The 21,157-nt window shown below is 67.3% G+C and carries 18 protein-coding genes; 7 read left to right on the top strand and 11 right to left on the bottom strand.

Translation table 11 applies throughout. The features are described from left to right. Positions 1-2: 2 nt before the first annotated feature. The 3 genes from FHR21_RS06120 to FHR21_RS06110 form a co-directional block, all read right to left on the bottom strand. A complete protein-coding gene (locus tag FHR21_RS06120) occupies positions 3-1,442 on the bottom strand; it encodes an aldehyde dehydrogenase family protein (RefSeq protein WP_184096280.1) in 1,440 nt (479 codons plus the stop codon). Then, entirely contained in the window at positions 1,439-1,813 is a 375-nt protein-coding gene (locus FHR21_RS06115; RefSeq protein WP_184096278.1) for a RidA family protein, read from the bottom strand. Before FHR21_RS06115 ends, FHR21_RS06120 begins: the two co-directional genes overlap by 4 nt. 65 nt (positions 1,814-1,878) lie before the next feature. Then, complete coding sequence (locus FHR21_RS06110) at positions 1,879-2,784, bottom strand: dihydrodipicolinate synthase family protein (RefSeq protein ID WP_184096276.1); 906 nt, start codon at positions 2,782-2,784, stop codon at positions 1,879-1,881. A 136-nt stretch (positions 2,785-2,920) separates the two neighbouring features. On the opposite strand from FHR21_RS06110, the gene FHR21_RS06105 reads away from it, so the two are divergent. The 3 genes from FHR21_RS06105 (at position 2,921) to FHR21_RS06095 (ending at position 5,565) form a co-directional block, all read left to right on the top strand. Further along, positions 2,921-3,619 (top strand): GntR family transcriptional regulator, encoded by a 699-nt coding sequence (locus tag FHR21_RS06105; RefSeq protein WP_184096275.1) that lies wholly within the window; start codon positions 2,921-2,923, stop codon positions 3,617-3,619. 94 nt (positions 3,620-3,713) lie between these two features. Further along, positions 3,714-4,745 carry a proline racemase family protein gene (locus tag FHR21_RS06100; protein ID WP_184096274.1) on the top strand — a complete coding sequence of 344 codons (1,032 nt, stop codon included), beginning with the start codon at positions 3,714-3,716 and terminating at the stop codon, positions 4,743-4,745. A gap of 13 nt (positions 4,746-4,758) precedes the next feature. Then, a complete protein-coding gene (locus tag FHR21_RS06095; RefSeq protein ID WP_221235015.1) occupies positions 4,759-5,565 on the top strand; it encodes a pyrroline-5-carboxylate reductase in 807 nt (268 codons plus the stop codon). Positions 5,566-5,568: 3 nt separating this feature from the next. Here FHR21_RS06095 and FHR21_RS06090 read toward each other — a convergent pair whose 3' ends face one another. Beyond that, entirely contained in the window at positions 5,569-6,033 is a 465-nt protein-coding gene (locus FHR21_RS06090) for an Lrp/AsnC family transcriptional regulator (protein ID WP_184096273.1), read from the bottom strand. A 128-nt stretch (positions 6,034-6,161) separates the two neighbouring features. Between FHR21_RS06090 and FHR21_RS06085 the strand changes: the two genes are divergently transcribed. Both FHR21_RS06085 and FHR21_RS06080 read left to right on the top strand, forming a co-directional pair. Then, positions 6,162-7,214, top strand: a complete 1,053-nt coding sequence (locus FHR21_RS06085; protein ID WP_184096272.1) for a Leu/Phe/Val dehydrogenase — start codon at positions 6,162-6,164, stop codon at positions 7,212-7,214. Then, complete coding sequence (locus FHR21_RS06080) at positions 7,215-7,448, top strand: hypothetical protein (RefSeq protein ID WP_184096271.1); 234 nt, start codon at positions 7,215-7,217, stop codon at positions 7,446-7,448. Positions 7,449-7,707: 259 nt separating this feature from the next. On the opposite strand, the gene FHR21_RS06075 is transcribed toward FHR21_RS06080, so the two are convergent. From FHR21_RS06075 to FHR21_RS06045, 7 genes are all read right to left on the bottom strand, one after another. Then, complete coding sequence (locus FHR21_RS06075) at positions 7,708-8,892, bottom strand: membrane dipeptidase (RefSeq protein WP_184096270.1); 1,185 nt, start codon at positions 8,890-8,892, stop codon at positions 7,708-7,710. Then, positions 8,889-10,466 (bottom strand): serine hydrolase, encoded by a 1,578-nt coding sequence (locus FHR21_RS06070; RefSeq protein ID WP_184096269.1) that lies wholly within the window; start codon positions 10,464-10,466, stop codon positions 8,889-8,891. Before FHR21_RS06070 ends, FHR21_RS06075 begins: the two co-directional genes overlap by 4 nt. Beyond that, positions 10,463-11,599 (bottom strand): YkvI family membrane protein, encoded by a 1,137-nt coding sequence (locus FHR21_RS06065; RefSeq protein ID WP_184096268.1) that lies wholly within the window; start codon positions 11,597-11,599, stop codon positions 10,463-10,465. The genes FHR21_RS06070 and FHR21_RS06065 overlap by 4 nt, the downstream gene beginning before the upstream one ends. Continuing rightward, a complete protein-coding gene (locus FHR21_RS06060) occupies positions 11,596-12,657 on the bottom strand; it encodes an N-acetyltransferase DgcN family protein (RefSeq protein ID WP_246427076.1) in 1,062 nt (353 codons plus the stop codon). Before FHR21_RS06060 ends, FHR21_RS06065 begins: the two co-directional genes overlap by 4 nt. Before the next feature lie 4 nt (positions 12,658-12,661). Then, a complete protein-coding gene (locus FHR21_RS06055) occupies positions 12,662-14,851 on the bottom strand; it encodes a TonB-dependent receptor (protein WP_184096267.1) in 2,190 nt (729 codons plus the stop codon). 138 nt (positions 14,852-14,989) lie between these two features. Continuing rightward, positions 14,990-16,000, bottom strand: coding sequence for a dipeptide epimerase (locus FHR21_RS06050; RefSeq protein WP_184096266.1), 1,011 nt, complete (start codon positions 15,998-16,000; stop codon positions 14,990-14,992). Continuing rightward, on the bottom strand, positions 16,000-17,985 hold the full coding sequence (locus tag FHR21_RS06045) for a serine hydrolase domain-containing protein (protein ID WP_184096265.1): 1,986 nt from the start codon (positions 17,983-17,985) through the stop codon (positions 16,000-16,002). The genes FHR21_RS06050 and FHR21_RS06045 overlap by 1 nt, the downstream gene beginning before the upstream one ends. Positions 17,986-18,129: 144 nt before the next feature. Between FHR21_RS06045 and FHR21_RS06040 the strand changes: the two genes are divergently transcribed. Both FHR21_RS06040 and FHR21_RS06035 read left to right on the top strand, forming a co-directional pair. Beyond that, positions 18,130-18,753 carry a helix-turn-helix domain-containing protein gene (locus FHR21_RS06040; RefSeq protein ID WP_184096264.1) on the top strand — a complete coding sequence of 208 codons (624 nt, stop codon included), beginning with the start codon at positions 18,130-18,132 and terminating at the stop codon, positions 18,751-18,753. Between the two features lie 163 nt (positions 18,754-18,916). After that, on the top strand, positions 18,917-21,154 hold the full coding sequence (locus tag FHR21_RS06035; RefSeq protein ID WP_184096263.1) for a S9 family peptidase: 2,238 nt from the start codon (positions 18,917-18,919) through the stop codon (positions 21,152-21,154). Positions 21,155-21,157 lie beyond the last annotated feature (3 nt).

Below are 21,157 nucleotides of genomic sequence, written 5' to 3'. Positions count from 1 at the left end.
CGTTAGATCGGCAACTGATAGCTTGTCACCGTCGTCGTGTAGAATTCGCGCGCCGCCCTGCCCTGCTCGCGCGCACCGTGGCTCGACGCGCCGCGCCCGCCGAACGGCGCGTGATAATCAACCCCGGCGGTCGGCTGGTTGATCATCAGCATCCCGGCCCGGGCCCGGGCCTTGAACGCTTCGACATGGGCGAAGGACCGCGTGCAGAGGCCCGCGGAGAGCCCGAAGCGGTTGCCGTTGAGCCGGTCGATCGCGGCGTCGAAGTCGGACACGCGGAACAACGCGGCGACCGGCCCGAAAATCTCCTCCTGCCCGAGCGCGGAGTCGGCCGGCACGTCGAGGAACAGGGTCGGCGGGTAGAAGGCGTGCGGAGTATCGACGGCGCTGCCGCCGGCCGCGGGACGCAGCCCCTCCGCCTCGACGGCACGAACGGCGGCCGCCACACCCTCTTTCTGCCAAAGCGAGACGAGCGGTCCGATCGCCGTTCCGGGCGCCCGCGGATCGCCCATCGGCAGGTCCGCGATCCGCGCGATCAAACGCTGGGCGAGGTCATCGGCGACAGCTTCCTCGACGATGATGCGCGACGTGGCGGTGCAGCGCTGGCCGGCGGCGAAGAAGGCGCCATTGACGATGCAGTCGACCGCTTTGTCCTTATCGGCATCGGCCAGCACGATCAGGCCGTTCACTCCGCCCATCTCGGTCTGGACGCGGACGTTGTTCGCAGCCGCTGCCAGGCGAACCGCCCGCCCCGTCCGTTCCGAGCCCGTGAAGGAAAGCGCGTCGAGCGCCGTCGCATTCGCGAGTGCGGCACCCGTCGAGCCGCCACCGAGCACCATGTTGATCGCCCCTGCCGGCAGCCCGGATTCGACCAGAATCCGCATCAGCGCGTCAGCGACCGCGGAGGACAGCTCCGACGGCTTCCAGACGACCGCATTGCCATAGGCGAGCGCAGGCGCGATTTTCCAGGCCGGGATGGCGATAGGGAAATTCCACGGCGTGATCAGGCCCACCACCCCCACCGGCACATGGCCCACCTCGACCGTCACGCCGGGACGGGTCGAGGCGAAGCGCTCGCCGACGTTGCGCAGCGCTTCTCCCGCGAAAAAGTCGAAGATCCGCGCCGCCCGTACCGTCTCGCCCCGCGCGTCGGCCAGCAGCTTGCCCGTTTCGCGAGCGATCAGTTCGGCCAGCGCGTCGGCGCGGGCGAGCAGGATGCGGGCCATCGCGGCCAGCGCGTCGGCGCGACATTCGATGCCGTGGCGGTCGAGCGGATCGAGCGCATTACACGCGGCAGCGATCGCTTCGTCGACCAGCGCCTCACCCGCCTCCGGCACCTCCACCCGCAGATCGGCCGGGTCGGCCGGATTGTCCTGAAAGAGGGCGGCCGGTCCCGCGACCGCCCTGCCATCGATCCAGTGGGCGAGCGTCCGCCGCTCGGTCATGCGCACGGGCCCTGCAGCGGCAGCGCCGCGACGACGCTGATCTCGACCTTGAGCGCGGGCTCGGTCAGGCGCGCTTCGATGGTCGTGCGCGCGGGCTTATGATCCTGCGACACCCAGGCGTCCCACGCGCGATTCATCGCGTCGAAATCCGAGATATCGGCGAGGTAGACGCAGGCGGTGAGAATATGGCTTTTGCCGATGCCCGCCTCTGCAAGCAGCGCGTCGATCTTGTTCAGGATCGCCACTGTCTGCGCCTCGGCATCTTCGTCCGCGGCGGTATCGGCCACCTGACCCGCAGTATGGAAAAGGCCGGCATATGCGACCGCCTGGTTCATACGGATCGTCGGACGCCAGCGCTGGATATCGGACATGGTCACGGTCTCCGATTCATAGAGAGGGAGGAAATCGGGGCGGGCGGAGCCACCTCAAATGCGGATCAGGCCCAGTCGGATGCCGCGAGCCGCGCTTTCGCATCCTCGATCGTGTCGATCACGAACGCCCGCTCCTCGCCGACGAGCGGCAGGCGCGGGGAACGGGTCCATTCGGGCGCGCCATAGACGAGATGCTCGGCCAGCTTGATATATTGCACCAGCTTCACATGCGTATCGAGGTGGAAGGACGGCGTGAGCATGCGATACAGATCGCGGGCGCGCGCGAACTCTTCGCGGCGACACAGCTCGAACAGCGCGACGCACTGCTTCGGCCAGACGTTGGTCATGCCAGAGACCCAGCCGGTCACGCCCAGCGACAGGCTCTCCACGATCAGGTCGTCGACGCCGCAAAAGACGCTGAACCGATCACCCAACGCCACATAGATGTCGGTGACGCGGCGAATGTCGCCGGTCTCTTCCTTGACGCAGACGATCTCGGGCACGTCGGCGAGCGCCTCGAGCACCGCCGGCGTGACGTCGACACCATAGGCGATCGGATTGTTGTAGATCATGATGGGCAGCGCCGCCGCCGCGGCGATTTCGCGATACCATTGCGCGGTTTCGCGCGGGTCGCTCTTGTAGCCCAGGCTGGGGAAGACCATCAGGCCCTGCGCGCCCCATGACCGATAGAGTTGCGCATTCGCCATCGCGGTGCCCAAAGTGGTTTCCGCGAGGCCCGAGAGCAGCGGAATGCGCCCATCCACCACCTCCGCGGCGGTACGAATGACCGCTTCGCGCTCGGCGAGGGTCAGCGAGGCATTTTCCCCGAGCATGGGAAGGACGATGGCACCCGACACCCCGTTCGCGATCAGGCGCTCAAGGCTTTCGCGCATCGCCGGCAGATCGAGATCGCCGGACCTGGACATTTTGGTGGTGACCGCCGGAAACACGCCGGACCAGGGATGGGACATTTCAAGGCTCCTTGAGGTAACAGGATGATGAAAGAATGTATACTGTATACAATAATCGCCAACCTGTCGATGACCTATTGAATGGAGCCGATCTTTCCGCCTAGGTGGCGCGCAGCAACATTTGCGAGGCAACGGCATGACGAAGCAGAAGCAGTCCAGGGTTCGGCATCAGGTCGACCGGCGAAGCCTCGCGGAGGAAATTCGCGATTCGCTCCGCGAGCGGATCGTCGCCGGCGAGTTCCGCGACGGCGATGCGCTGATCCAGGAGCTGGTCGCGGAGGAATATGGCGCGAGCCGGATTCCCGTGCGCGAAGCCTTGCGGCAGCTCGAAGCCTGCGGGCTCGTGTCGATGGAGACCCACAAGGGCACCGTCGTCTCGACGATTCCGACCGAAGAAGTCGAGGAATTGTTCGAGGTCCGCGCGATGCTGGAATGCGACCTTCTGGTCCGCGCGATCCCGGCCATGACCGACAGGGATGTCGCCGGAAGCCGCGAGGCGCTGGACGGCCTCGAGGAATCCTATCGGAAGGAGGATATTTCCGCCTGGGGCCGGCTGAACTGGGCCTTCCACCGCCGCCTCTATGAACCCGCGCGGCGCCCCCGCACCCTGGCCATGCTGCAGGCGATCCACCTTCAGACCGAACGCTATATCCGCCTCCACCTGCTGATGACCGAAGGCCAGGCCGGCGCCGCACGCGACCATCGCGAGCTACTGCGCCTCTGCGCGCACCGCGACATCGAAGGCGCACGCATCTTCCTGCGCGCCCATATCCTCGACACCGGCACCAGCCTCGTCGCGGCGTTGCGCGCGCACCGCGCTCAGACGGCCCTCTGATTCCGCGTTGACCGATTGATGTATACAATATACTGACCCCTAGCATCACGGCTGCCAGCCGATGCGTCCGTCTCTCGGTCCCGGAAGGTTTCGTATGCGCCTGCAACAACTGGTCACGGTGGTGGGCGCCCACGCCGAGGGAGAAGTCGGCCGCGTGATTACCGGCGGGGTGCTGGCGCCGCCCGCAAGCTCGATGTTCGAATGCCAGCAGAAGATCATCGCCGAGCAGGACGGGCTGCGCGGCATGCTCCTTTCCGACCCACGCGGCAGCGTGAATGCCGCGGTCAATCTGATTACCCCGCCGGTCGCCCCCGACGCCGACCTGGGCATGATCGTGATCGAATCCGACCATTATCCACCGATGTCGGGATCGAACCTGATCTGCACGGTCACCGTGGCGCTCGAGACCGGCATGGTACCGATGACCGAGCCGGTCACCCGGCTTTGCGTCGACACGCCGGCCGGCCTCGTGCGGGTCGCAGCGGAATGCGCGGACGGCAAATGCCGGCGCGTGTCCTTTCGCAACGTCCCCGCCTTTCTGATGCATCGCGACGCCATGGTGGAGGTGCCGGGACTGGGCCTCCTCACGGTCGACGTCGCCTATGGCGGGATGATCTATGTCATTGTGTCGGCCGAAGCCCTGGGCTTCACCCTGGCACGCGAGGAGGCGCGGTCGCTGGTCGAGACGGGCGAGCGTATCAAGATCGCGGCGGCCGAGCAATTGCCGTCGATCCATCCCGAAAATCCCGGCATCCACACGATCAACCAGACGTTGTTCGCAGGGCCACTGCACGAACGGGACGGCGTCAAGACCGCGAAGAACGCCGTCGTCGTCTCACCGGGGCGGATCGACCGCAGCCCCTGCGGAACCGGCAGTTCGGCCCGGATGGCGGCCCTGCACGCCCGCGGCGAACTGGCGGTCGGCGAGCGCTTCGTCCATAGCTCGATCCTCGACACGATATTCGAATGCGCGATCGAGGAGGAGGCGACCGTCGGCGGCCATGACGCGGTGGTGACGCGGGTCGGCGGACGGGCATGGCTGACGGGCATCTCACACTATGGCTGCGATCCCGAAGACCCCTTCCCGACCGGCTACCGCCTGAATGATAGCTGGCTCACCTGTTGACCAGGATCACCGCATGCACGAAAAAACGGAATCGACCATGACCGACAGCACCCCGGCCCGCCTCGGCTTCATCGGAACCGGCACGATCGCGGCCGCGATCGTCGAGGGACTGGCGCTGTCCGGCGAGGAGCCGATCCTTCTTTCACCGCGCAACGCCGATATCGCGGCCCGCCTTTCGGACCGCTTTTCCCATGTCGGCGTGGCGAACGACAATCAGGCCGTACTCGACCAGAGCGACCTCGTCATCCTCGCGGTTCGCCCGCAGATCGCCGACTCGGTGCTCGAAGACCTGAAATTTCGCCCCGACCACCGGATATTGAGCCTGATCGCGACCGTATCGCTCGCGCGCCTTCGGGAGTGGACGGCGCCCGCCGCCACGGTCGTGCGCGGGGTGCCCCTGCCCCCTGTCGCCCGCGGCGAAGGGCCGACGCCAATCTTCCCGCCCGACAAGGAGGCACGCGCGCTCTTCGACCGGCTCGGCACCGCGATCGAGCTCGCGGACGAAAGCGCGTTCGATATCTTCACTGCGGCGTCCGCGACGATGGCGAGCTATTTCGCCTTCGCGCACAGCATCACGGCATGGATGCAGCGCCACGGAACCGACGCGGCCCAGGCGCACCGGTTCGTCGCGCAAATGCTGAAGGGCCTGAGCGAAACCGCGGCCATCGCTCCGGACGCCGGTTTCGCCGCGCTCGCGGACGAGCATCAAACGCGGGGCGGCATCAACGAACAGGTCTTCCGCACGGTGACGCGGGACGGGGTCATCGACAATCTCGACCATGCGCTCGACGATGTGCTGCGGCGGCTGAGACCCGAATAGGCTCTATCGCAGCGGCAGCTCGGTGGTCGCCTTGATCTCCGACAGCGCGACGGTCGAATTGATTTCCTGCACGCCGGGCAATTTGCTGAGCTGGTCGAAGAAGAACCGCTCATAGGCGTCGATGTCCTCGGCGACGATCCGCAGCATGAAGTCGGTCGTGCCCATCAGCACATAGGCGTCGAGCACCTCGGGAAAGCCGCGGATCGCCGCGCTGAACTCGTCGAGATTGGCGCGACCGTGGGCGTTGAGCTTCACCTGCGCGAAGACATGGGCGTTGAGCCCGACCTTGCGCCGGTCGAGGATCGCGACGCGCTTGCGCACATAGCCCTCGCGTTCGAGCCGGTCGATGCGCCGCCAGCAGGGCGACACCGACAGGCCGACGCGCTCGGCGATCTCGGCCGTGGTCTGGCTCGCATCGCGCTGCAGTTCGCGAAGAATTTTTACCTCGAACGGATCAAGATCGGTCATTCCTTCCCGATAGCTGATAAATATGGGTCGGAAAATCCCGAACTTCGCGATCGGGGCCGCAAAAGCGAGCAAGTTTGTTCCACCCGGGCATGCGATCAATCGTCTCGCCGACTGCAAGGAGAGATTCGATGGTTTCCCGTCCCACCCGCCTGACCCCGCCGGTCGAATGCGTGCGCCTTTACGACGCCGAGGCCGGGCTCGACGGGGTGATCGTCATCCATTCGACCGCGCTGGGCCCGGGCGCGGGCGGGTGCCGTTTCTGGTCCTATCCCGACTTCGACGCGGCCTTTGCCGATGCGATGCGGCTCGCCGAGGGGATGAGCTACAAAAATGCCCTCGCCGGCCTGCCGCTGGGCGGCGCCAAGGCGGTGCTGCGCCGGCCCGCAGGCGAATTCGATCGCACGAAACTGTTCCGCGCCTTCGGCCGCGCCGTTGAGGCACTGGGCGGGCTCTATGTGACCGCCGAGGATGTCGGCACCACCGTCGCCGACATGCAGGAGATCGCGAGCGTTTCGCGCCACGTCGCGGGGCTGCCCCCGGCGAAGGGACGCGCGGGCGGCGATCCGTCGCCATGGACCGCGAAGGGCGTGTTCGAATCGATGCGCGCCGCTGCTGGCTTCGCGCTCGGCAGCGAGCTGGCCGGGCTGACCGTGGCGGTGCAGGGCACCGGCAATGTCGGCGCCGAGCTCTGCCGCCGCCTCGCAGCCGCCGGCGCGCGGCTGGTCGTCGCCGACCCGAGCCCGGCGCGGCGCGACCGGCTGAGCGCGGTCCACGGCGCCGCGGTCGTCGGGGTCGACGAGATCGCCGGGGTCGAGGCCGATATCTTCGCCCCCTGCGCGCTCGGCGGCGCGCTCGACCGGGACGGCGTCGGCCGGCTCAAGGCGCGCCTCGTCTGCGGCGCCGCGAACAACCAGCTCGCCAGCCCCGAGGTCGCCGACCTGCTGCTCGACCGCGACATCGCCTATGTTCCCGACTATGTGGCCAACGCGGGCGGCATCATCAGCGTATCCGCCGAATATCTGGGCGAGGACGAGAGCGACGTCGAAGTCCGCGTCGGCGCGATCGCGCCGCGCGTCGCCGACCTGCTCGCCCGCGCAGCGCGGGAGGGACGCTCGCCGGCGGTCGTCGCCGACGAAATGGCCGAAGAGGCCATCGCGGGCGCGCAGCGGGTCGCCGCCTGAATGCACCGCTTCCGCATCGACGCGCTCGCCGATCCGCAGTCGCTGGCGCGCGTCGCCGGCTTCTTCGCGCAGCGCGCGATCATCCCCGCAGGCCTGTCCGCCGAACGCGACCAGGGCTGGATGCGGATCGAGGTCGCGGTCGCCGGCCTCGCCCCGCAGCAGGCCGCGGTGATCGCCGCCAAGCTGGGCGAAGCGGTCGCGGTGGCGGCGGTCGAGTGGGAGGGGACGGCCTGACGATCGCGTCCTTGCGTGCGGCGGGCTCAGAGCGGCGTGCGGTTGATCTGAACCGTTCGCCCCCCGCCTCCGCGGGGGCAGGCTCTGAGCTTGTCGAAGGGTCGTTCTTTCTTTTGGCGCCGCAAGAGGAAGGACAGTGCTTCGGCAAGCTCAGCACGAACGGAAGAAAAGATGATGCAGATTTAACGCATGGCGCTCTAAATCTGTCCCCCCTTCCCGTTCGTGTCGAGCGAAGTCGAGACACGAACGGACATAGAGGTCAGTCTGAAACCTTCCCCTGCGCCGCGAGGACGCGGAGGATGTTGCCGCTCCACATCTTTTCGAGGTCGGCGTCCGAATAGCCGGCCTGCTTGAGCCGCTCGGTGACCTTTGGCAGCGCCGATATGTCCGCAATGCCCGGTAGACCGCCGCCGCCGTCCCAGTCGGCGCCGAAGCAGATATGGTCGACGCCGCCGACCTCGATCGCGCGCAGCACCATCGTCATATAATCTTCGAAATCGGCCGCCCACATCTGCTCGCTCTTGTCGAGTTCGCGCCACTGGTGGGTGAGTTCGGCCTGCGCCTCGGGCGTCATCTCGCCGATATGCTCATATTCGCCGAACAGCTTCGCGCGCTCGGGCGACATGTTCATCTCCGACATATAGATGGTCGAAATGCACATCGCGCCGCCCTTTGCCGCAAGCGCCTTCAGCCGCCCCTCGTCGAGGTTGCGCGGATGATCGTGCGCCGAACGCAGGCTCGAATGCGAGAGCAGGATCGGATATTTCGACAGCGCGAGAAGCTGGTCGAAGGTCGCGTCGGACGAATGGCTCGCGTCGATGACGATGCCGAGCCGGTTCATTTCGGCGACCCACTGCCTGCCGAGCGGACTGAGGCCGTTCCATTTCGGCTTGTCGGTCGCGCTGTCGGCGAACTGGTTGTTCAGCCCGTGCACCGGGCCCGCGAGCCGCACGCCACGCTCGTAGAATTCCTTGAGCAGCGACAGATCGAGCCCGAGCGGGTAGCTGTTCTCCATCGACTTGAAGGCGATCAGCTTGCCTTCCTTGTTCAGCCGCCGCGCATCGTCCGCGGTGCGCGCGGCGCCGATGACGCCGGCATTGTCGGCGACCATCCGGTCGATCTCGTCCGACCGCTTGCGGGCGTGCGCGAGCGCGGCGGCATAGCCCTCGGCGGTCAGCGACCCCTGTTCGGTGTAGATGGCGAAGAAGCCGCCATCGAGATTGCCGTCCTTCATCCGCGGGATGTCGAGCTGCGACAGGTCGGTCGCGAGCTCGTGCCGGTCGGCGAAGTTCCACCCGGCGCGCTCGAAATGCATCGGCGTGTCGAGATGGGTGTCGAGCGTCAGCAGCCGGCCGTGCAGCGGCGCTTCGGCCGCCGGCGGCGCGTCGCCCGCCGTGCAGGACGCGAGCGCGGGGACGGCGAGCAGGAGCGCGATGGTCTTCACTTCTTATCCTCCACGGGTTTCAGGTCGAGGTCCTGATAATCCCAACTGAAATCGGCGATCTTGCTTACCGGCTTCATCGTCACGCGCGTGACCTTGCCGTCGGCGTCGAGCGCGAAGGTCACATAGGCGGGCTCGATCGCCGGATCGTCGAAATCGGTGACGAAGCTGTCATATTGCCAATGCTTCAATCGCCCCGCCATGCGCGGGGTCGAGGTGAAGTCGATCGTCAGCCCCTTGGCCGTCGATCCAATCACCACATCGCCATACCAGGGATCGCGATAGCGCCCCGCGTAACGCGCAAGGTCGAGCGACGGCCCGATTTTCGCGGGCGACGCCTGCGTCTGTTCGAGATAGGCCTTGCCGTCGGCGAGCCGCGCCTCGAACCAGTCCTGCCACTTGGTCGGCCAGCCGAAATCGGGCTGGTCCAGATAATGGTCGAGCAGCTCATAGGTCAGGCCGAGAATCATCCCGCTGTCCTCGCTGTTCATCATGATCGCGAAGCCGGCATTCCGGTCGGGGATCATCACGACGCGGGTGATCGATCCGAAGACGCCGCCGCTGTGCTGGACGATGCGGTGGCCGCGATAATCCTGCACCTGCCAGCCGAGCGCATAGCTCTGCTGCTGCGGCTGCGCGGGCTTCAGGCTGTCGGGAAGCGGGGTGATCGGCATCGGCGTCACCGGCGTCCACATCTGCTTCGCCTGCTCCTCGCTGAACAGCCGGCCGCCGGTCGGCAGCGCGCCGTGCGCGAGCTGGATCTTGAGCCAGGTCGCCATATCCTCGGCGCTGAGCGCGAGCCCGCCCGCCGGGGCGCCGTTGCGGCCGAGCTCGTCGCGCTCGTCGAGCACCTGCTGCGGCCCGAGGCCGCGCAAGGCGCCCGACAGACGCGCGTGCGGCCAGCTCCGGTTGGCGGTGCGGAAGCGGTCCTCGCTGTCGGCGGTGGCATTCTTCATCCCGCCCGCGCGCAGCACATGGTCGCGCATATACTCTTCCCAGCGCTGCCCCGTGACCTCCTCGATGAGCTGGCCGGCGACCGCATAGAGGATATTGTCATAGGCATAGGCCGAGCGGAAACTGGTCTTGGGCTTGAGGTACGCGACGCGTTCGACCGTCTGCCGGCGGGTCAGGTTGGTGCGCGGCACGAACATCAGGTCGCCCTGCCCCAGCCCCAGTCCGCTGCGGTGGACGAGCAGGTCGCGGATCGTCATCTCGCGCGTCACCCACGGATCGTACATGCGGAACCAGGGCATGTGCTGGATGACCGGATCGTCCCATGCGATCCTGCCCTGGTCGACGAGGATCGCGAGCGCCGCGACCGTCATCGCCTTGCCGGTCGACCCGGTCTGGAACAGCGTCTCGGCATCGACCGGCGCCGTCTCGCCGAGCTTGCGCGGGCCCCAGCCGCGCGCGAGGGTGGTCTTGCCGTCCTCGACGATCGCGATCGACACGCCGACCGCGCCGATCTTCTGCCGCAGCGCCTCGACACTTTCGCCAATATCGGCGGGCGGTTCGGCAAAGGCCGGCGCCGCGAACGCGAGCGACAGCGATGCGGCGAGCATATGCAGGGCTTTCATGACACATTCTCCTGAAGCATGGGAGGACGGCGCAGCAGGCGCCACGTGCCGATGGTCAGCAACGGCGCGAGATAGACGGCGAGGAACAGCCAGGCGAGGAAGCGGTAGCCGCTGGCGATCAGGTCGACGAGGCCGATCGCACCCGCGACGAACATGCAGCCGGTCAGGATCGCGGCGCCGATCAGCGCCCGCGCCCCGATCCCCAGCGGCGCATGCCCGCGGCTCTCGACCGCGCCCGAAATACGCTCGTTGATCGCATGGACCGCCCCCGCGCCGCTTTCGAGCAGCGCGGCGAAGATCATGACCTGGAACAGGATGTGAAAGCCCGGCACCTCCATCTGGCGGAGCAGATAGTCGGAGGGCAGCACCTCGGCGCCGATCGCGGGATAGAAGGCCATCATCGCGACGAAGAAGAGGATCGCGGGCAGCATAGACAGCGGCCCCGCGATCAGCCCCGCGACCAGCGCGTCGCGCCGGCTCGTCAGATGACGCAGCACCGGCAGGATCACGACCGCGCCGACGATATTGTAGCTCGCATAGGTCAGCCCGCCGGTCATCCAGTCGCCCGACGGCGGCGGCGCATCGGCGAACCCCTGCCCGATCAGCCCGCCGAAGCGCGCGAGCGCGAGGATCAGGAACAGCGCATAGACGGTGTAGAGCAGGATCGAGACATATTTGAACATCTGCTCGACCACCCCCGTTCCGCGCGCGGTGACCGCGACGATCAGCAGCGCGAGCAGCGCCGACCCCACCGGTTCGGGCCAGCCGAAGGTCGCGGCGCCGATCGCGCCCGCCGCGGCGCCGAACACCGCAAGGATCAGGATGACGAAGATGATGTAGGCGGCCTCGAACAACACCCACGCGGGTCCGAGCAGCCCCTTGAAGAAGGCGCGATAGTCATAGGCGCCCAGCGCCCGCGCCAGTGCGAAGGTCAGCGCGGCGACGAGGCTCCACACCGCGGTCGCGAGCAGCATCGCGGCGAGCCCGCCCCACGGCCCCGCGGGCACGAAATATTCGGCCAGTTCGCGCCCGGTCGCATAGCCGCCGCCGATGATGACCGCCTTCAGCGCGAAACCGGGCAGCAGGAAGCGCTGGAACCAGCTCGCCCTGCCGCCGGCCGCCACGGCGGTCATGCGAGGCACGCCTCGACGAGCGCGGCGAAGGCGGTTCCGCCACGAATGGGGTCGGCGACCGGCAGCCCGAGCCGCCGGCTTTCCGCGCCGAGCAGCGCTTCGGCCTCGCCGCTGCCGAGGCTTGCGGTGTTGAGGCTGACCCCGCCGCAGCGGATCGCAGGATTGGTGCGGCTGCCGAGGCGGATCGTCAGTTCGATCACCTCTTCGACCGAGGGCAGCGCGAAACTTTCCATGCCGAGGATGACCTTGCGCGCCGGATCGTGGCAGACCACGAAGACGTCGGGCTGGCTGCCGTGGAGCAGCCCGAGCGACACCGCGGCATAGGCGGGATTGAAAAGCGACCCCTGCCCCTCGATCACGTCCCAATGATCGGGCGCGGCGTCGGGGCTCAACATCTCCGCCGCCCCCGCCTCGAAGTCGGAGACGACGGCGTCCATCGGAATGCCGCCGCCCGCGATCATGATGCCGGTCTGACCGGTGGCGCGGAAATCGACGGCGAGGCCGCGCTCGGCGAAGGCGCGATGCAGCGCAAGCGCGGTATATTTCTTGCCGAGCGCGCAGTCGGTGCCGACCGTCAGCAGCCGCTTGCCGCTACGCTTGCGCCCGGTACCGACGGGAATGCCCGCCGGCGGGGTGCGTATGTCGATCAGCCGCCGCCCGGTGCGCCGGGCCGCCTCGGCGAGCGCGGGCACGTCGGCGAGGCGGGCATGAAGGCCGCTGACGATGTCGAGCCCCGCCTCCATCGCCTCGACCAGCACCGCGATCCAGCTTTCCCCGATCACCCCGCCCTGATTGGCGACGCCGATGACCAGCGCGCGCGCGCCCGCGGCCTGCGCCTCGGCCGAGGTCAGCCGCGGCAGCCCGGTCGAGACGGTGCAGCCCGGCGCCGCCGTCTCGCCGACGCAGCGGTCGGCCGCCCAGTCGGCGAGCCCGAAGGCGGTCTTGGCGAAGCTCGGCTCCGTCGTGTCACCGAGGAAGAGCAGATAGGGGTACGGTAGCCGCGGCGCGGCTGTGTCGGTCATGCCATGCGGCGCCAGCGCCACCTTCGGAACGGTCATGGCGTCAAAACCCTGCGCCCAGCGTGATGCCGATGGTGCGCGGGCGGATGATGCCCGCGGTGATCGCGCCGCCCGGCGCGACAGGCAGGCCGCCGCCGGTGGCGACATCGGTGATGCCGTGGCTGTTCCCCAGATTCTTGGCGAACAGCTCGACCGAATAGCGGCCGAAGTCGAGGCCGGCGCGCAGGTCGATCACCTCATAGGCGGGAACCGTGGGCCGGTCGACGCCGTACAGCGCCCCGAACCCGCCGTCGAAGTTCGCCCGCTGCTTCGACAGCGAGCGAAGCGAAGCGCCGACATAGGCCTCGGTGTCGCCGCCGAGGCTCCAGCTATAGTCGACATTGGCGTTCCAGTTGAATTTCGGCGTGAAGGGCAGGCGATCCCCCGACAGGCCGCCGACATTGGGGTCGGTATCGGCCTTGAGCCGCGCATTGGTATAGGCGCCGTTCAGCGAGAAGACGAAGCCGCGTGCGGGCCTTAGCGTCGCGGTGAATTCGAAGCCGTCGCTCTTCGCCTTGCCGCCATTGGCGTTGAGGCCGAAGCCGTTGATGACGGTGAACAACTGAATATCGGTCCAGTCGATGTGAAAGGCCGCGGCGTCGATCGCGAAGCTCCGGTCGGCGGTCTCCGCCTTGATCCCCGCTTCATAGCTAATCAGCGAATCCGAGCCATAGGCCTGCGGCGTGCCGGCCGGGACGCCCGGCGGCAGCAGATTCGGACCGCCGGGCCGGAAGCCCTTGGCGACCCGCGTATAGAGGGCGACCGTGTCCGACACCTTGTATCGGGCCGACCCGGACCAGGTGAAGACATTTTCCGACGAGGTCGATTCGAGCGCCGGCGGCGCGAGCAGCCCGGTGCCGCCCTGATCGGCGAACTGACTGTTGTGGCTGTAGCGGCCGCCGAGCGTCACGTCGAACCGCGGCCCGACATGCAGCGTCGCATTGGCGAAGGCGGCATATTCCTCGTAGGTCGAGGTGGTGAAGATGTCCGCGACCTGCGGCATGTCCGGATCGACGGTCAGCGTGCCCGGCGTGAACAGGTCGATGCGCTGGAAGATGCCGCCCTTCTCGTGCGTGTAATAGCCGCCGAGCAGCCACTCGAACGTCTCGTGCGCGGGCGATTGCAGCCGCAGTTCCTGCGTCCATTTGGTCAGGTTGGTCATCTGCGCGAGCCCGATATCGCTGGGGACGCCGAGCGCGGCGCCATAGGCGGTGGTCAGATCGTCGCGCAGCGTCACGTCCTGGACCGCATAGCTGGTCGAGGAGAGCAGTTCGGCAAAGCCGAGATCCCAGTCGAGGGTGCCGTTGTAGAGCCGGTATTTCACCTTGGTGAATTCGGGCACGAACTGCGACTGCGTAAGGCCCGCGGTGACCCGCCCCAGCGTCGCCGGATCGACGTCGACGACGCCGGCCGCGTCGCTGTCGAAGTCCTGGAGCAGCGCGGTCAGGCGGATGGAAAAACTGTCGCTCGGTGCGATCAGGGCGGAAATGCGGCCGCCATAGCTTTTCGAATCGTTGATATTCTTTGCGACGTCCGAACCGCCGGTCCCGATCGAATCGACAGTGCCGCCATAGGATCGATAGAAACCCGAGGCGCGGATCGCCGCCTTGTCCGACAGCGGCAGATTGACCAGCGCCTGACCCATCCAGGACATGTCGCCGCCGTCCGTCGATTCCGCCGTGCCGCGCGCCCGGCCTTCGAACGCATCGGGATCGGGGCGGTTGGTGACGAACTTGACGACGCCGCCGAGCGAGCTTGCGCCATAGAGCGTCCCCTGCGGGCCGCGCAGCACCTCGACCCGCGCGACGTCGAACGTGTCGAACTCGCCCGCGAGGATCGCGCCATTATTCTGCCCGCTCGACGAGCCGAAAGGCGTTTCGTCGATATAGGTTGCCACGGTCGAGGCGACGCCGCCGGTGTTGATCCCGCGCAGCACCAGACGCCCCTCGCCGGCATTGCTCTGTTCGAGCTGCAGGCCGGGTACGAGCTTGGCGAAGTCCTGGAAGGTCACCGCCTGCTGCTGTTCGAGCGTCGCGCCGCTGACCACCGAGACCGATTGCGGCACATCGATCAGCGCCTGCTCGCGCTTCTGCGCGGTGACGACGATCTCGCTATCCAGCGTTTCCTGCGCCTGTACGGGCAGGCTCGCGGCCACGGCGCCAAGGCTGACCGCCATCCAGAGGCCCTGCTTCATCCTCTTCCCCCTACCGAATGCCTGCCCGGAGCGGATATGGAGCCATGGCAGCCCCAGCCAGCCCCGGACGGCTCAGCCAATTTTCGTTTTAACGACTATTGTCCTAATCGGAAAAATGTCAATCCAAATAGGATGAAATCAGTTCCCCCCGCCCCATATGCTGTCGGGGCAGTGAATCATGCCGTCGCGATAGGTGACACCCGGTTCGCGGTCGCGTGCGAGGAAGGTCGGGCCGTCGAGGTCGACGATGTCGCAAAGCTGGCCGACAAGATAGGAAGGCGCCATCGACAGGCTGGTGCCCATCATGTTGCCGACCATTACGTCGAGCCCCAGTTGCCGCGCCTGGCGCGCGATCGCCAGTCCCTCGGTCAGGCCGCCGCACTTGTCGAGCTTGATATTGACGACGTCGAAACGCCCGACGAGCGAGGGCGTGTCGGCGAGCGACAGCGCGCTTTCGTCGGCGACGAAGGGCAAGGGCCGCTTCAGCCCATCGAGATCGGCCTCGGCCCCGCGCCGCAGCGGTTGTTCGAGCTGCGCAACCCCCTGTTCGACGAGCAGCGGCAGCAGCGCCTCGAGCGTCCGGCGGTCATAGCCCTGGTTGGCATCGACCCCGATCCAGGCCCGCGGCCGCGCGGCGCGGATCGCGGCGACGCGCAATATATCCTCGTCGAGATCGCCGGTCAGCTTGACCTTGACCGGCGCCTGCGGATCGATGGCGAGCGCCGCCTTCGCCATCGCCTCTGGCGCGTCGGCACCGAGCGTCAGCGTCGAGCGCAACGCGCGCGGCTGGTCGAGCCCGGCAAGGTCCCACACCGGCCGCCCGGCGCGCTTCGCCTCCAGTTCCCAGAAGGCGCAGTCGAGCGCGTTGCGCGCGCCGCCCGGCGGCAACAGCGACTGCAGGTCGTCGCGGGTCGCCCCCGCCTCGATCGCGCCGCGTACGCGCTGCGCCTCGGCGAGCATATGGTCGATATCGTCGCCGAGATAATAGACCCCGTTGCCCTCGCCGCGCCCGACATGCTCGCCGTCCGACAGGGTGGCGACGAGCAGCGCCGTCTCGGTGAAGACATGGCCCGAGATGCGGAAGGGCCGGTGATAGGGAAAGCGCTCGACCCGAAGGTCGAGCGCCAGTTGCGTGCTTTGCGTTGTCATCAGTAGACCATGCTGAAGCCATAGAGGTGAAAGGCGAGCGTCACCCAGACGAGCACCAGCGCCGCGAGCAGCAGCAGCACCGCGCCGAGCGTCATCGTCCAGCGGCGCTTGCCCTGCACGCACAGCCACAGGTGCCACGCCGACGCCGCGAGCAGGCCGAAGGCCGCGAGCGGGGTCAGCACGCGAAGCAGGATGATCAGCCAGTCGAGCGGACCGCCGATGCTGCCGATATCGCCCGAGAAGCTGACTAGCAGCAGCATCCAGCCGGCGACCGCGAGCAGCACCAGCCAGGCGAACAGCCGCGACAGGCGCCACGCGCGCCGCGCACGGCCTTCGAGCGCGAAGGGCGTCTGATAATGGCGGCGTATCAGCGCGCGCACCGGCCAGGCGATGGCGGCGAGCAGGACGAGACCGAGCGAGATCAGCAGCGCGGGCATCAGCCACGCCGTATCGACCCCGGCGGGCGCCGGCTCGAACAGCATGAAGGGCGAGACGGCGTCGATGCTGATGCGCACGATGCGCCCATCCTTCACCTCGGCCGCGAGCCGCTCGCCGGTGCCGGTGTCGTACCAGACGAAGGGTTCGACCTCGACCCAGTCGCGCGCGCCGGCGCTGAGGCCGTCGAGCGCCGGCATCGCGATCTTGCCGTCGGCGTTCACCACGATCTCGGCCTGGCCGAGCAGGCCGAACAGGCTGATGAAATTGGTGAAGGAACCGCGGCTCGACACATAATGGCCGGCCAGCATCGCGGCATGCTCGCGCGCGGTCTTCGCGTCGACGCGCGCCGCGGGCACGGCTTCGCCGGGCAGGTAGCGGTCGGCGAATTCGTGGAACAGCGCGCTGCGGATCGCGCCCGCCGCGCCCTCCTTGCCCGGGCTGTTCATCGACACGAACAGGCCGATGTCGGCGTCGGGGAACAGCCACAGATAGGAATGGAACCATTCCGTATCGCCGCCATGCGCGATCGCGCGATGACCGTTGACCCATTGTTCGTAGAATCCGAGCGCCATCGTGTTGAGCGGACCCGTGCCGGGCGCATGGAAATCGTGCATCATCCGCGCCGTTTCGGGCTTCAGCAGCCCGGCGCCGTCGTTCAGGTGCGCGATCATGAACTTGCCCATCGCATCGCCCGAGGCCGACAGGCTGCCCGCCGGCGCGGGGACGACGATCTCGAACGGCTTGGCCTTTTCGGCGACGGTCGAATAGCCGCTCGCCATATAGGGAGCGAGCGCCTTCGGCAGCGGCTGGCGGAAGGTTGCGTATTTCATGCCGAGCGGCGTGAAGATGTGCCGGTCGATATAATCGTCGAACGGCTCGCCGCTGACGCGCTGGACGATATAGCCGGCGAGCGCGGTGGCATAGTTGGAATAGGCCGGCGTCGTCCCCGGCGCGAACACGCGCGCGGGCAGCGCCTTCTTCGCGAAGTCCTGCAGCGGCATCACCGCCTTGGGGTCGCTGCTGATCAGATAGCGGACCGATTCCTCGAAGCCGGCGGTGTGCGTCATGATGTTACGCAGCGTGATCGGCTTGCCGTCATAGGGCGGAATCTTGAAATCGAGATAGGCGTTGACGTCCTTGTCGAGGTCGAGCTTGCCCGCCTCGACCTGCTGCATGACCGCGGTCCAGGTGAAGAGCTTCGACACCGATCCGGGCCGGAACAGCGTCGTCGCCGGGTCGACCGGCTTGCGCGAGGCGACGTCGGCGAAACCATAGCCCTTCGCCAGCACCGGCCCGTCGCCGCGCACGACGACAACCACCGCGCCGCCGATACGGCCGCGGTCGAGCGCATAGGGCATGAAGCCGTCGAGCCACGCCTCGACATCCCTGGCGTCGAGCGCGGCGGGTGTCGCCGGGGCTGCGGTCGCCGGCGGCACGGACGCCTCCGGCTGCCGCGCCGGTTGCTGCGGCACCGGCCCCTGTGCCGCGGCCAGCGGCAAGGCGGCGAGCGCCGCCAATCCCATCATCAGCTTGCGAAAGATCCGCATCGCTTCCTCCCCCATGTTCGGGTGCGCTCGTGACACCTTGCGGCGAGCGGCGCGACCCCTTACCAAGGGACCAACAGTTCGTTAGCCCGATAGGGACATAATGATCCTGATTGGAAAATTGTCAAACATGGAATGGAAAAATTGATGGCGACCCTCACGGACCCCCCGACGCTGGGCGCCGTGATGCGCGGCATTCGCAGCCGCAGCGGCTGGACGCTCAAGGAAATGAGCGCCAAATCGGGCATCCCGGTCTCGACGCTGTCGAAGGTCGAGCACGACCGGCTGACACTCAGTTACGACAAGCTCCAGCAACTCAGCCAGCGCCTGAACATCCGCATGTCGGACCTGTTCGCCGAAGGCAGCGAGGACCCGGCGCCGCGCGTCACCGGCCGCCGCAGCATCGGCACGCTCGATTCGGCGGTGCGCGTGACCACCGACAATTACGACTATCATTACCTCTGCACCGACCTGCGGCAAAAGCGGATGATCCCGATCCTCACGCGCATCCGCGCCCATAGCGCGCGCGAGTTCGGCGACCTGGTGCGCCATCAGGGCGAGGAATTCATCTATGTCCTCGAAGGGCGGATCGAGGTGCACAGCGAATTCTACGACCCCGTCGCGCTCGAAACGGGCGAAGGCATCTATATCGATTCGTCGATGGGCCATGCCTATGTCGTCGGCGAGGGCTGCGAGGAAGCGCTCGTCCTCGGCGTCTGCTCAAGCGCCGACGAGGGGCTGATGGATTCGCTGATGAACCTCCACGGCTGACCGGGCGCGGCGCTACCCCTTCGTCATCCCGGACCTGATCCGGGGTGACGAAGCGGATAAACGATCCTTTCAAAGCCAATCATCTTCGCCTCCACCGGTTTGACAAAGGCGTATCCTCCCGACATGCGGGCGGCGTGCACGGTTGAGCGAGGCGGGAGGACATATGCGCGGAAAGACGGGGCTGGGCGGACTGGCAATGGCATTGACGATCGGAATGACCCCGCTCCCCGCCGCCGCGCGCGATCGGGTCGAGCCGCAGCCGCTGACTCTCGAACGCCTGTTCGCCGATCCCTCGCTCGACGGCGCGTCGCTGCGCGCGGTGCGGCCGTCCCCCGACGGGCGCTTCGTCGCCTATCTGAAGGGCCGCGACGACGATGCGCAACGCCGCGACCTGTGGCTGGTCGGACGCGACGGGCGCCACGCCCGGATGCTCGTCGACACCGAAAGGCTGGGGTCGGGCGCCGCCTTGTCCGAGGCGGAAAAGATGCGGCGCGAACGCGCGCGGCTCGGCGGATCGTCGGGACTGGTCGACTATAGCTGGTCGCCCGACGGAAGTTTCGTCGCCTTCGCGCTCGACGGCGATGTCTATACGGTGACGCTGGACGGCAAGACGCGGCGGCTGACGAGCAGCGAGGCCTCTGAAATCGACCTCAACATCGCCGACGACGGGCGGCGGATCAGCTTCGTGCGCGACCAGAATCTGTTCGCCGTATCGCTCGCCGACGGGCGCGAGGCGCAGATCACGACCGACGGCAAGGGGACGATCACATGCGGCACCGCCGAATTCGTCGCGCAGGAGGAGTTCGGCCGCTCGACCGGGGCCTGGTGGTCGCCCGCCGGCGACCGCATCGCCTTCGAATGTTTCGACGAAAGCGCGGTTCAGGTGGTCACGCGCACCGCGATCGGCGCCGAGGGTGCCAGCACCTATGACCAGCGCTATCCCGCCGCGGGCACCGCCAATGCGACCGTGTCGCTGTGGGTCGCGAATCCCGACGGCAGCGGGCGACAGAAGGTCGATCTGGGGAGCGACCCCGATGTCTATCTGGTCGGGGTGGGCTGGGCGGCCGACGGGCGCACCCTCTATGTCCAGCGGCTGAACCGCGACCAGAAGCGGCTCGACCTGCTCGCGGTCGATGCGGCGAGCGGCGCGGCGAAGACGCTGTTCGCCGAAACCGCGAAAACCTGGGTCAACGTCACCGGCAATCTGCGGCCGCTGAAGGACGGCAGCCTGCTGTGGAGTTCGGATCGCGACGGCTTCATGCACCTCTATCGCTGGGCAGACGGCGCAATGACCCAGCTCACGCGCGGCACCTGGACGGTACAGAAACTGATCGGGGTCGATCAGGCGGCGCACCGCGCCTTCTTCACCGCGAACCGCGACGAGGCGATCGAGGAGCATGTCTACAGCATCGACTATCGCGCGCCCGGCGAACCGCAGCGGCTGACCGAAGCGGGTTTTTCGAACACGGCGGTGATGAACAAGGCGGGCAGCGCGATGATCGTCACCCGGTCGTCGCCGACGCAGCCACCGCAGGTCTATGCCGCGAGCGCCGACGGCCGGCGGAGCGGCTGGATTTCGGAAAACCGCATCGACGCGAAGCATCCCTATGCGCCCTATCTCGCCGCGCATCGCCCGGTGACCTTCGGCACGATGACCGCGACCGACGGCAGCACGCTGCATTATCGGATGATCACGCCCGAACTCGAAGCGGGCAAGCGCTACCCCGTGTTCGTCGAACATTATGGCGGCCCGACCGCGCAGGAGGTGACGCGCGAGTGGATGAAGCCTTTCGCGCAATATCTGGTGTCGAAGGGCTGGATCTATTTCCAGATCGACAATCGCGGCTCGGCGAACCGCGGCCGCGCCTTCGAGGACCAGATCTATCATGCGATGGGCACAGTCGAGGTCGAGGACCAGATGCTCGGCGCGCGCTGGCTGAAGGCGCAGCCCTTCGTCGATCCCGACGCCATCACCATCTATGGCTGGTCCTATGGCGGCTATATGACGCTGAAACTGCTCGAAAAGGCGCCGCCGGGATTTTACGCGGCGGGGATCGCGGGCGGATCGGTGACGCGCTGGCAGCTCTACGACACCGGCTATACCGAACGCTATATGGGCAATCCGGCGGTCGACCCCGCCCCCTATGAGGCGTCGAATGCAATCGCCGACGCGGGCCGCATCCGCACGCCGCTGTTGCTGATCCACGGCATGTCGGACGACAATGTCGTCTTCGACCACGCCGCCGCGGTCATTTCGAAACTGCAGGAAAGCGACACGCCGTTCGAAATGATGCTCTACCCCGGCCAGACGCACCGCATCGCCGGGCCCGAGCGGCAGACGCATCTGTGGCGGACGGTCGAGCGCTTCCTCGACCGCAGCCGCCCGAAACACGCCGAATGACGG

The sequence above is a fragment of the Sphingopyxis panaciterrulae genome (assembly GCF_014199295.1).
In the GTDB taxonomy this organism is placed as follows: Bacteria; Pseudomonadota; Alphaproteobacteria; order Sphingomonadales; family Sphingomonadaceae; genus Sphingopyxis; species Sphingopyxis panaciterrulae.
Note: the sequence above shows the minus strand (reverse complement) of the source record. Positions and strands in the feature narration are given on the sequence as shown.

What these genes read in the sequence shown, in the direction of transcription:
- FHR21_RS06120 (WP_184096280.1), bottom strand. Translation starts at nt 1,442, where the DNA reads ATGACCGAGCGGCGGACGCTCGCCCACTGGATCGATGGCAGGGCGGTC.
- FHR21_RS06115 (WP_184096278.1), bottom strand. Translation starts at nt 1,813, where the DNA reads ATGTCCGATATCCAGCGCTGGCGTCCGACGATCCGTATGAACCAGGCG.
- FHR21_RS06110 (WP_184096276.1), bottom strand. Translation starts at nt 2,784, where the DNA reads ATGTCCCATCCCTGGTCCGGCGTGTTTCCGGCGGTCACCACCAAAATG.
- FHR21_RS06105 (WP_184096275.1), top strand. Translation starts at nt 2,921, where the DNA reads ATGACGAAGCAGAAGCAGTCCAGGGTTCGGCATCAGGTCGACCGGCGA.
- FHR21_RS06100 (WP_184096274.1), top strand. Translation starts at nt 3,714, where the DNA reads ATGCGCCTGCAACAACTGGTCACGGTGGTGGGCGCCCACGCCGAGGGA.
- FHR21_RS06095 (WP_221235015.1), top strand. Translation starts at nt 4,759, where the DNA reads ATGCACGAAAAAACGGAATCGACCATGACCGACAGCACCCCGGCCCGC.
- FHR21_RS06090 (WP_184096273.1), bottom strand. Translation starts at nt 6,033, where the DNA reads ATGACCGATCTTGATCCGTTCGAGGTAAAAATTCTTCGCGAACTGCAG.
- FHR21_RS06085 (WP_184096272.1), top strand. Translation starts at nt 6,162, where the DNA reads ATGGTTTCCCGTCCCACCCGCCTGACCCCGCCGGTCGAATGCGTGCGC.
- FHR21_RS06080 (WP_184096271.1), top strand. Translation starts at nt 7,215, where the DNA reads ATGCACCGCTTCCGCATCGACGCGCTCGCCGATCCGCAGTCGCTGGCG.
- FHR21_RS06070 (WP_184096269.1), bottom strand. Translation starts at nt 10,466, where the DNA reads ATGAAAGCCCTGCATATGCTCGCCGCATCGCTGTCGCTCGCGTTCGCG.
- FHR21_RS06065 (WP_184096268.1), bottom strand. Translation starts at nt 11,599, where the DNA reads ATGACCGCCGTGGCGGCCGGCGGCAGGGCGAGCTGGTTCCAGCGCTTC.
- FHR21_RS06060 (WP_246427076.1), bottom strand. Translation starts at nt 12,657, where the DNA reads ATGACCGTTCCGAAGGTGGCGCTGGCGCCGCATGGCATGACCGACACA.
- FHR21_RS06055 (WP_184096267.1), bottom strand. Translation starts at nt 14,851, where the DNA reads ATGAAGCAGGGCCTCTGGATGGCGGTCAGCCTTGGCGCCGTGGCCGCG.
- FHR21_RS06050 (WP_184096266.1), bottom strand. Translation starts at nt 16,000, where the DNA reads ATGACAACGCAAAGCACGCAACTGGCGCTCGACCTTCGGGTCGAGCGC.
- FHR21_RS06045 (WP_184096265.1), bottom strand. Translation starts at nt 17,985, where the DNA reads ATGCGGATCTTTCGCAAGCTGATGATGGGATTGGCGGCGCTCGCCGCC.
- FHR21_RS06040 (WP_184096264.1), top strand. Translation starts at nt 18,130, where the DNA reads ATGGCGACCCTCACGGACCCCCCGACGCTGGGCGCCGTGATGCGCGGC.
- FHR21_RS06035 (WP_184096263.1), top strand. Translation starts at nt 18,917, where the DNA reads ATGCGCGGAAAGACGGGGCTGGGCGGACTGGCAATGGCATTGACGATC.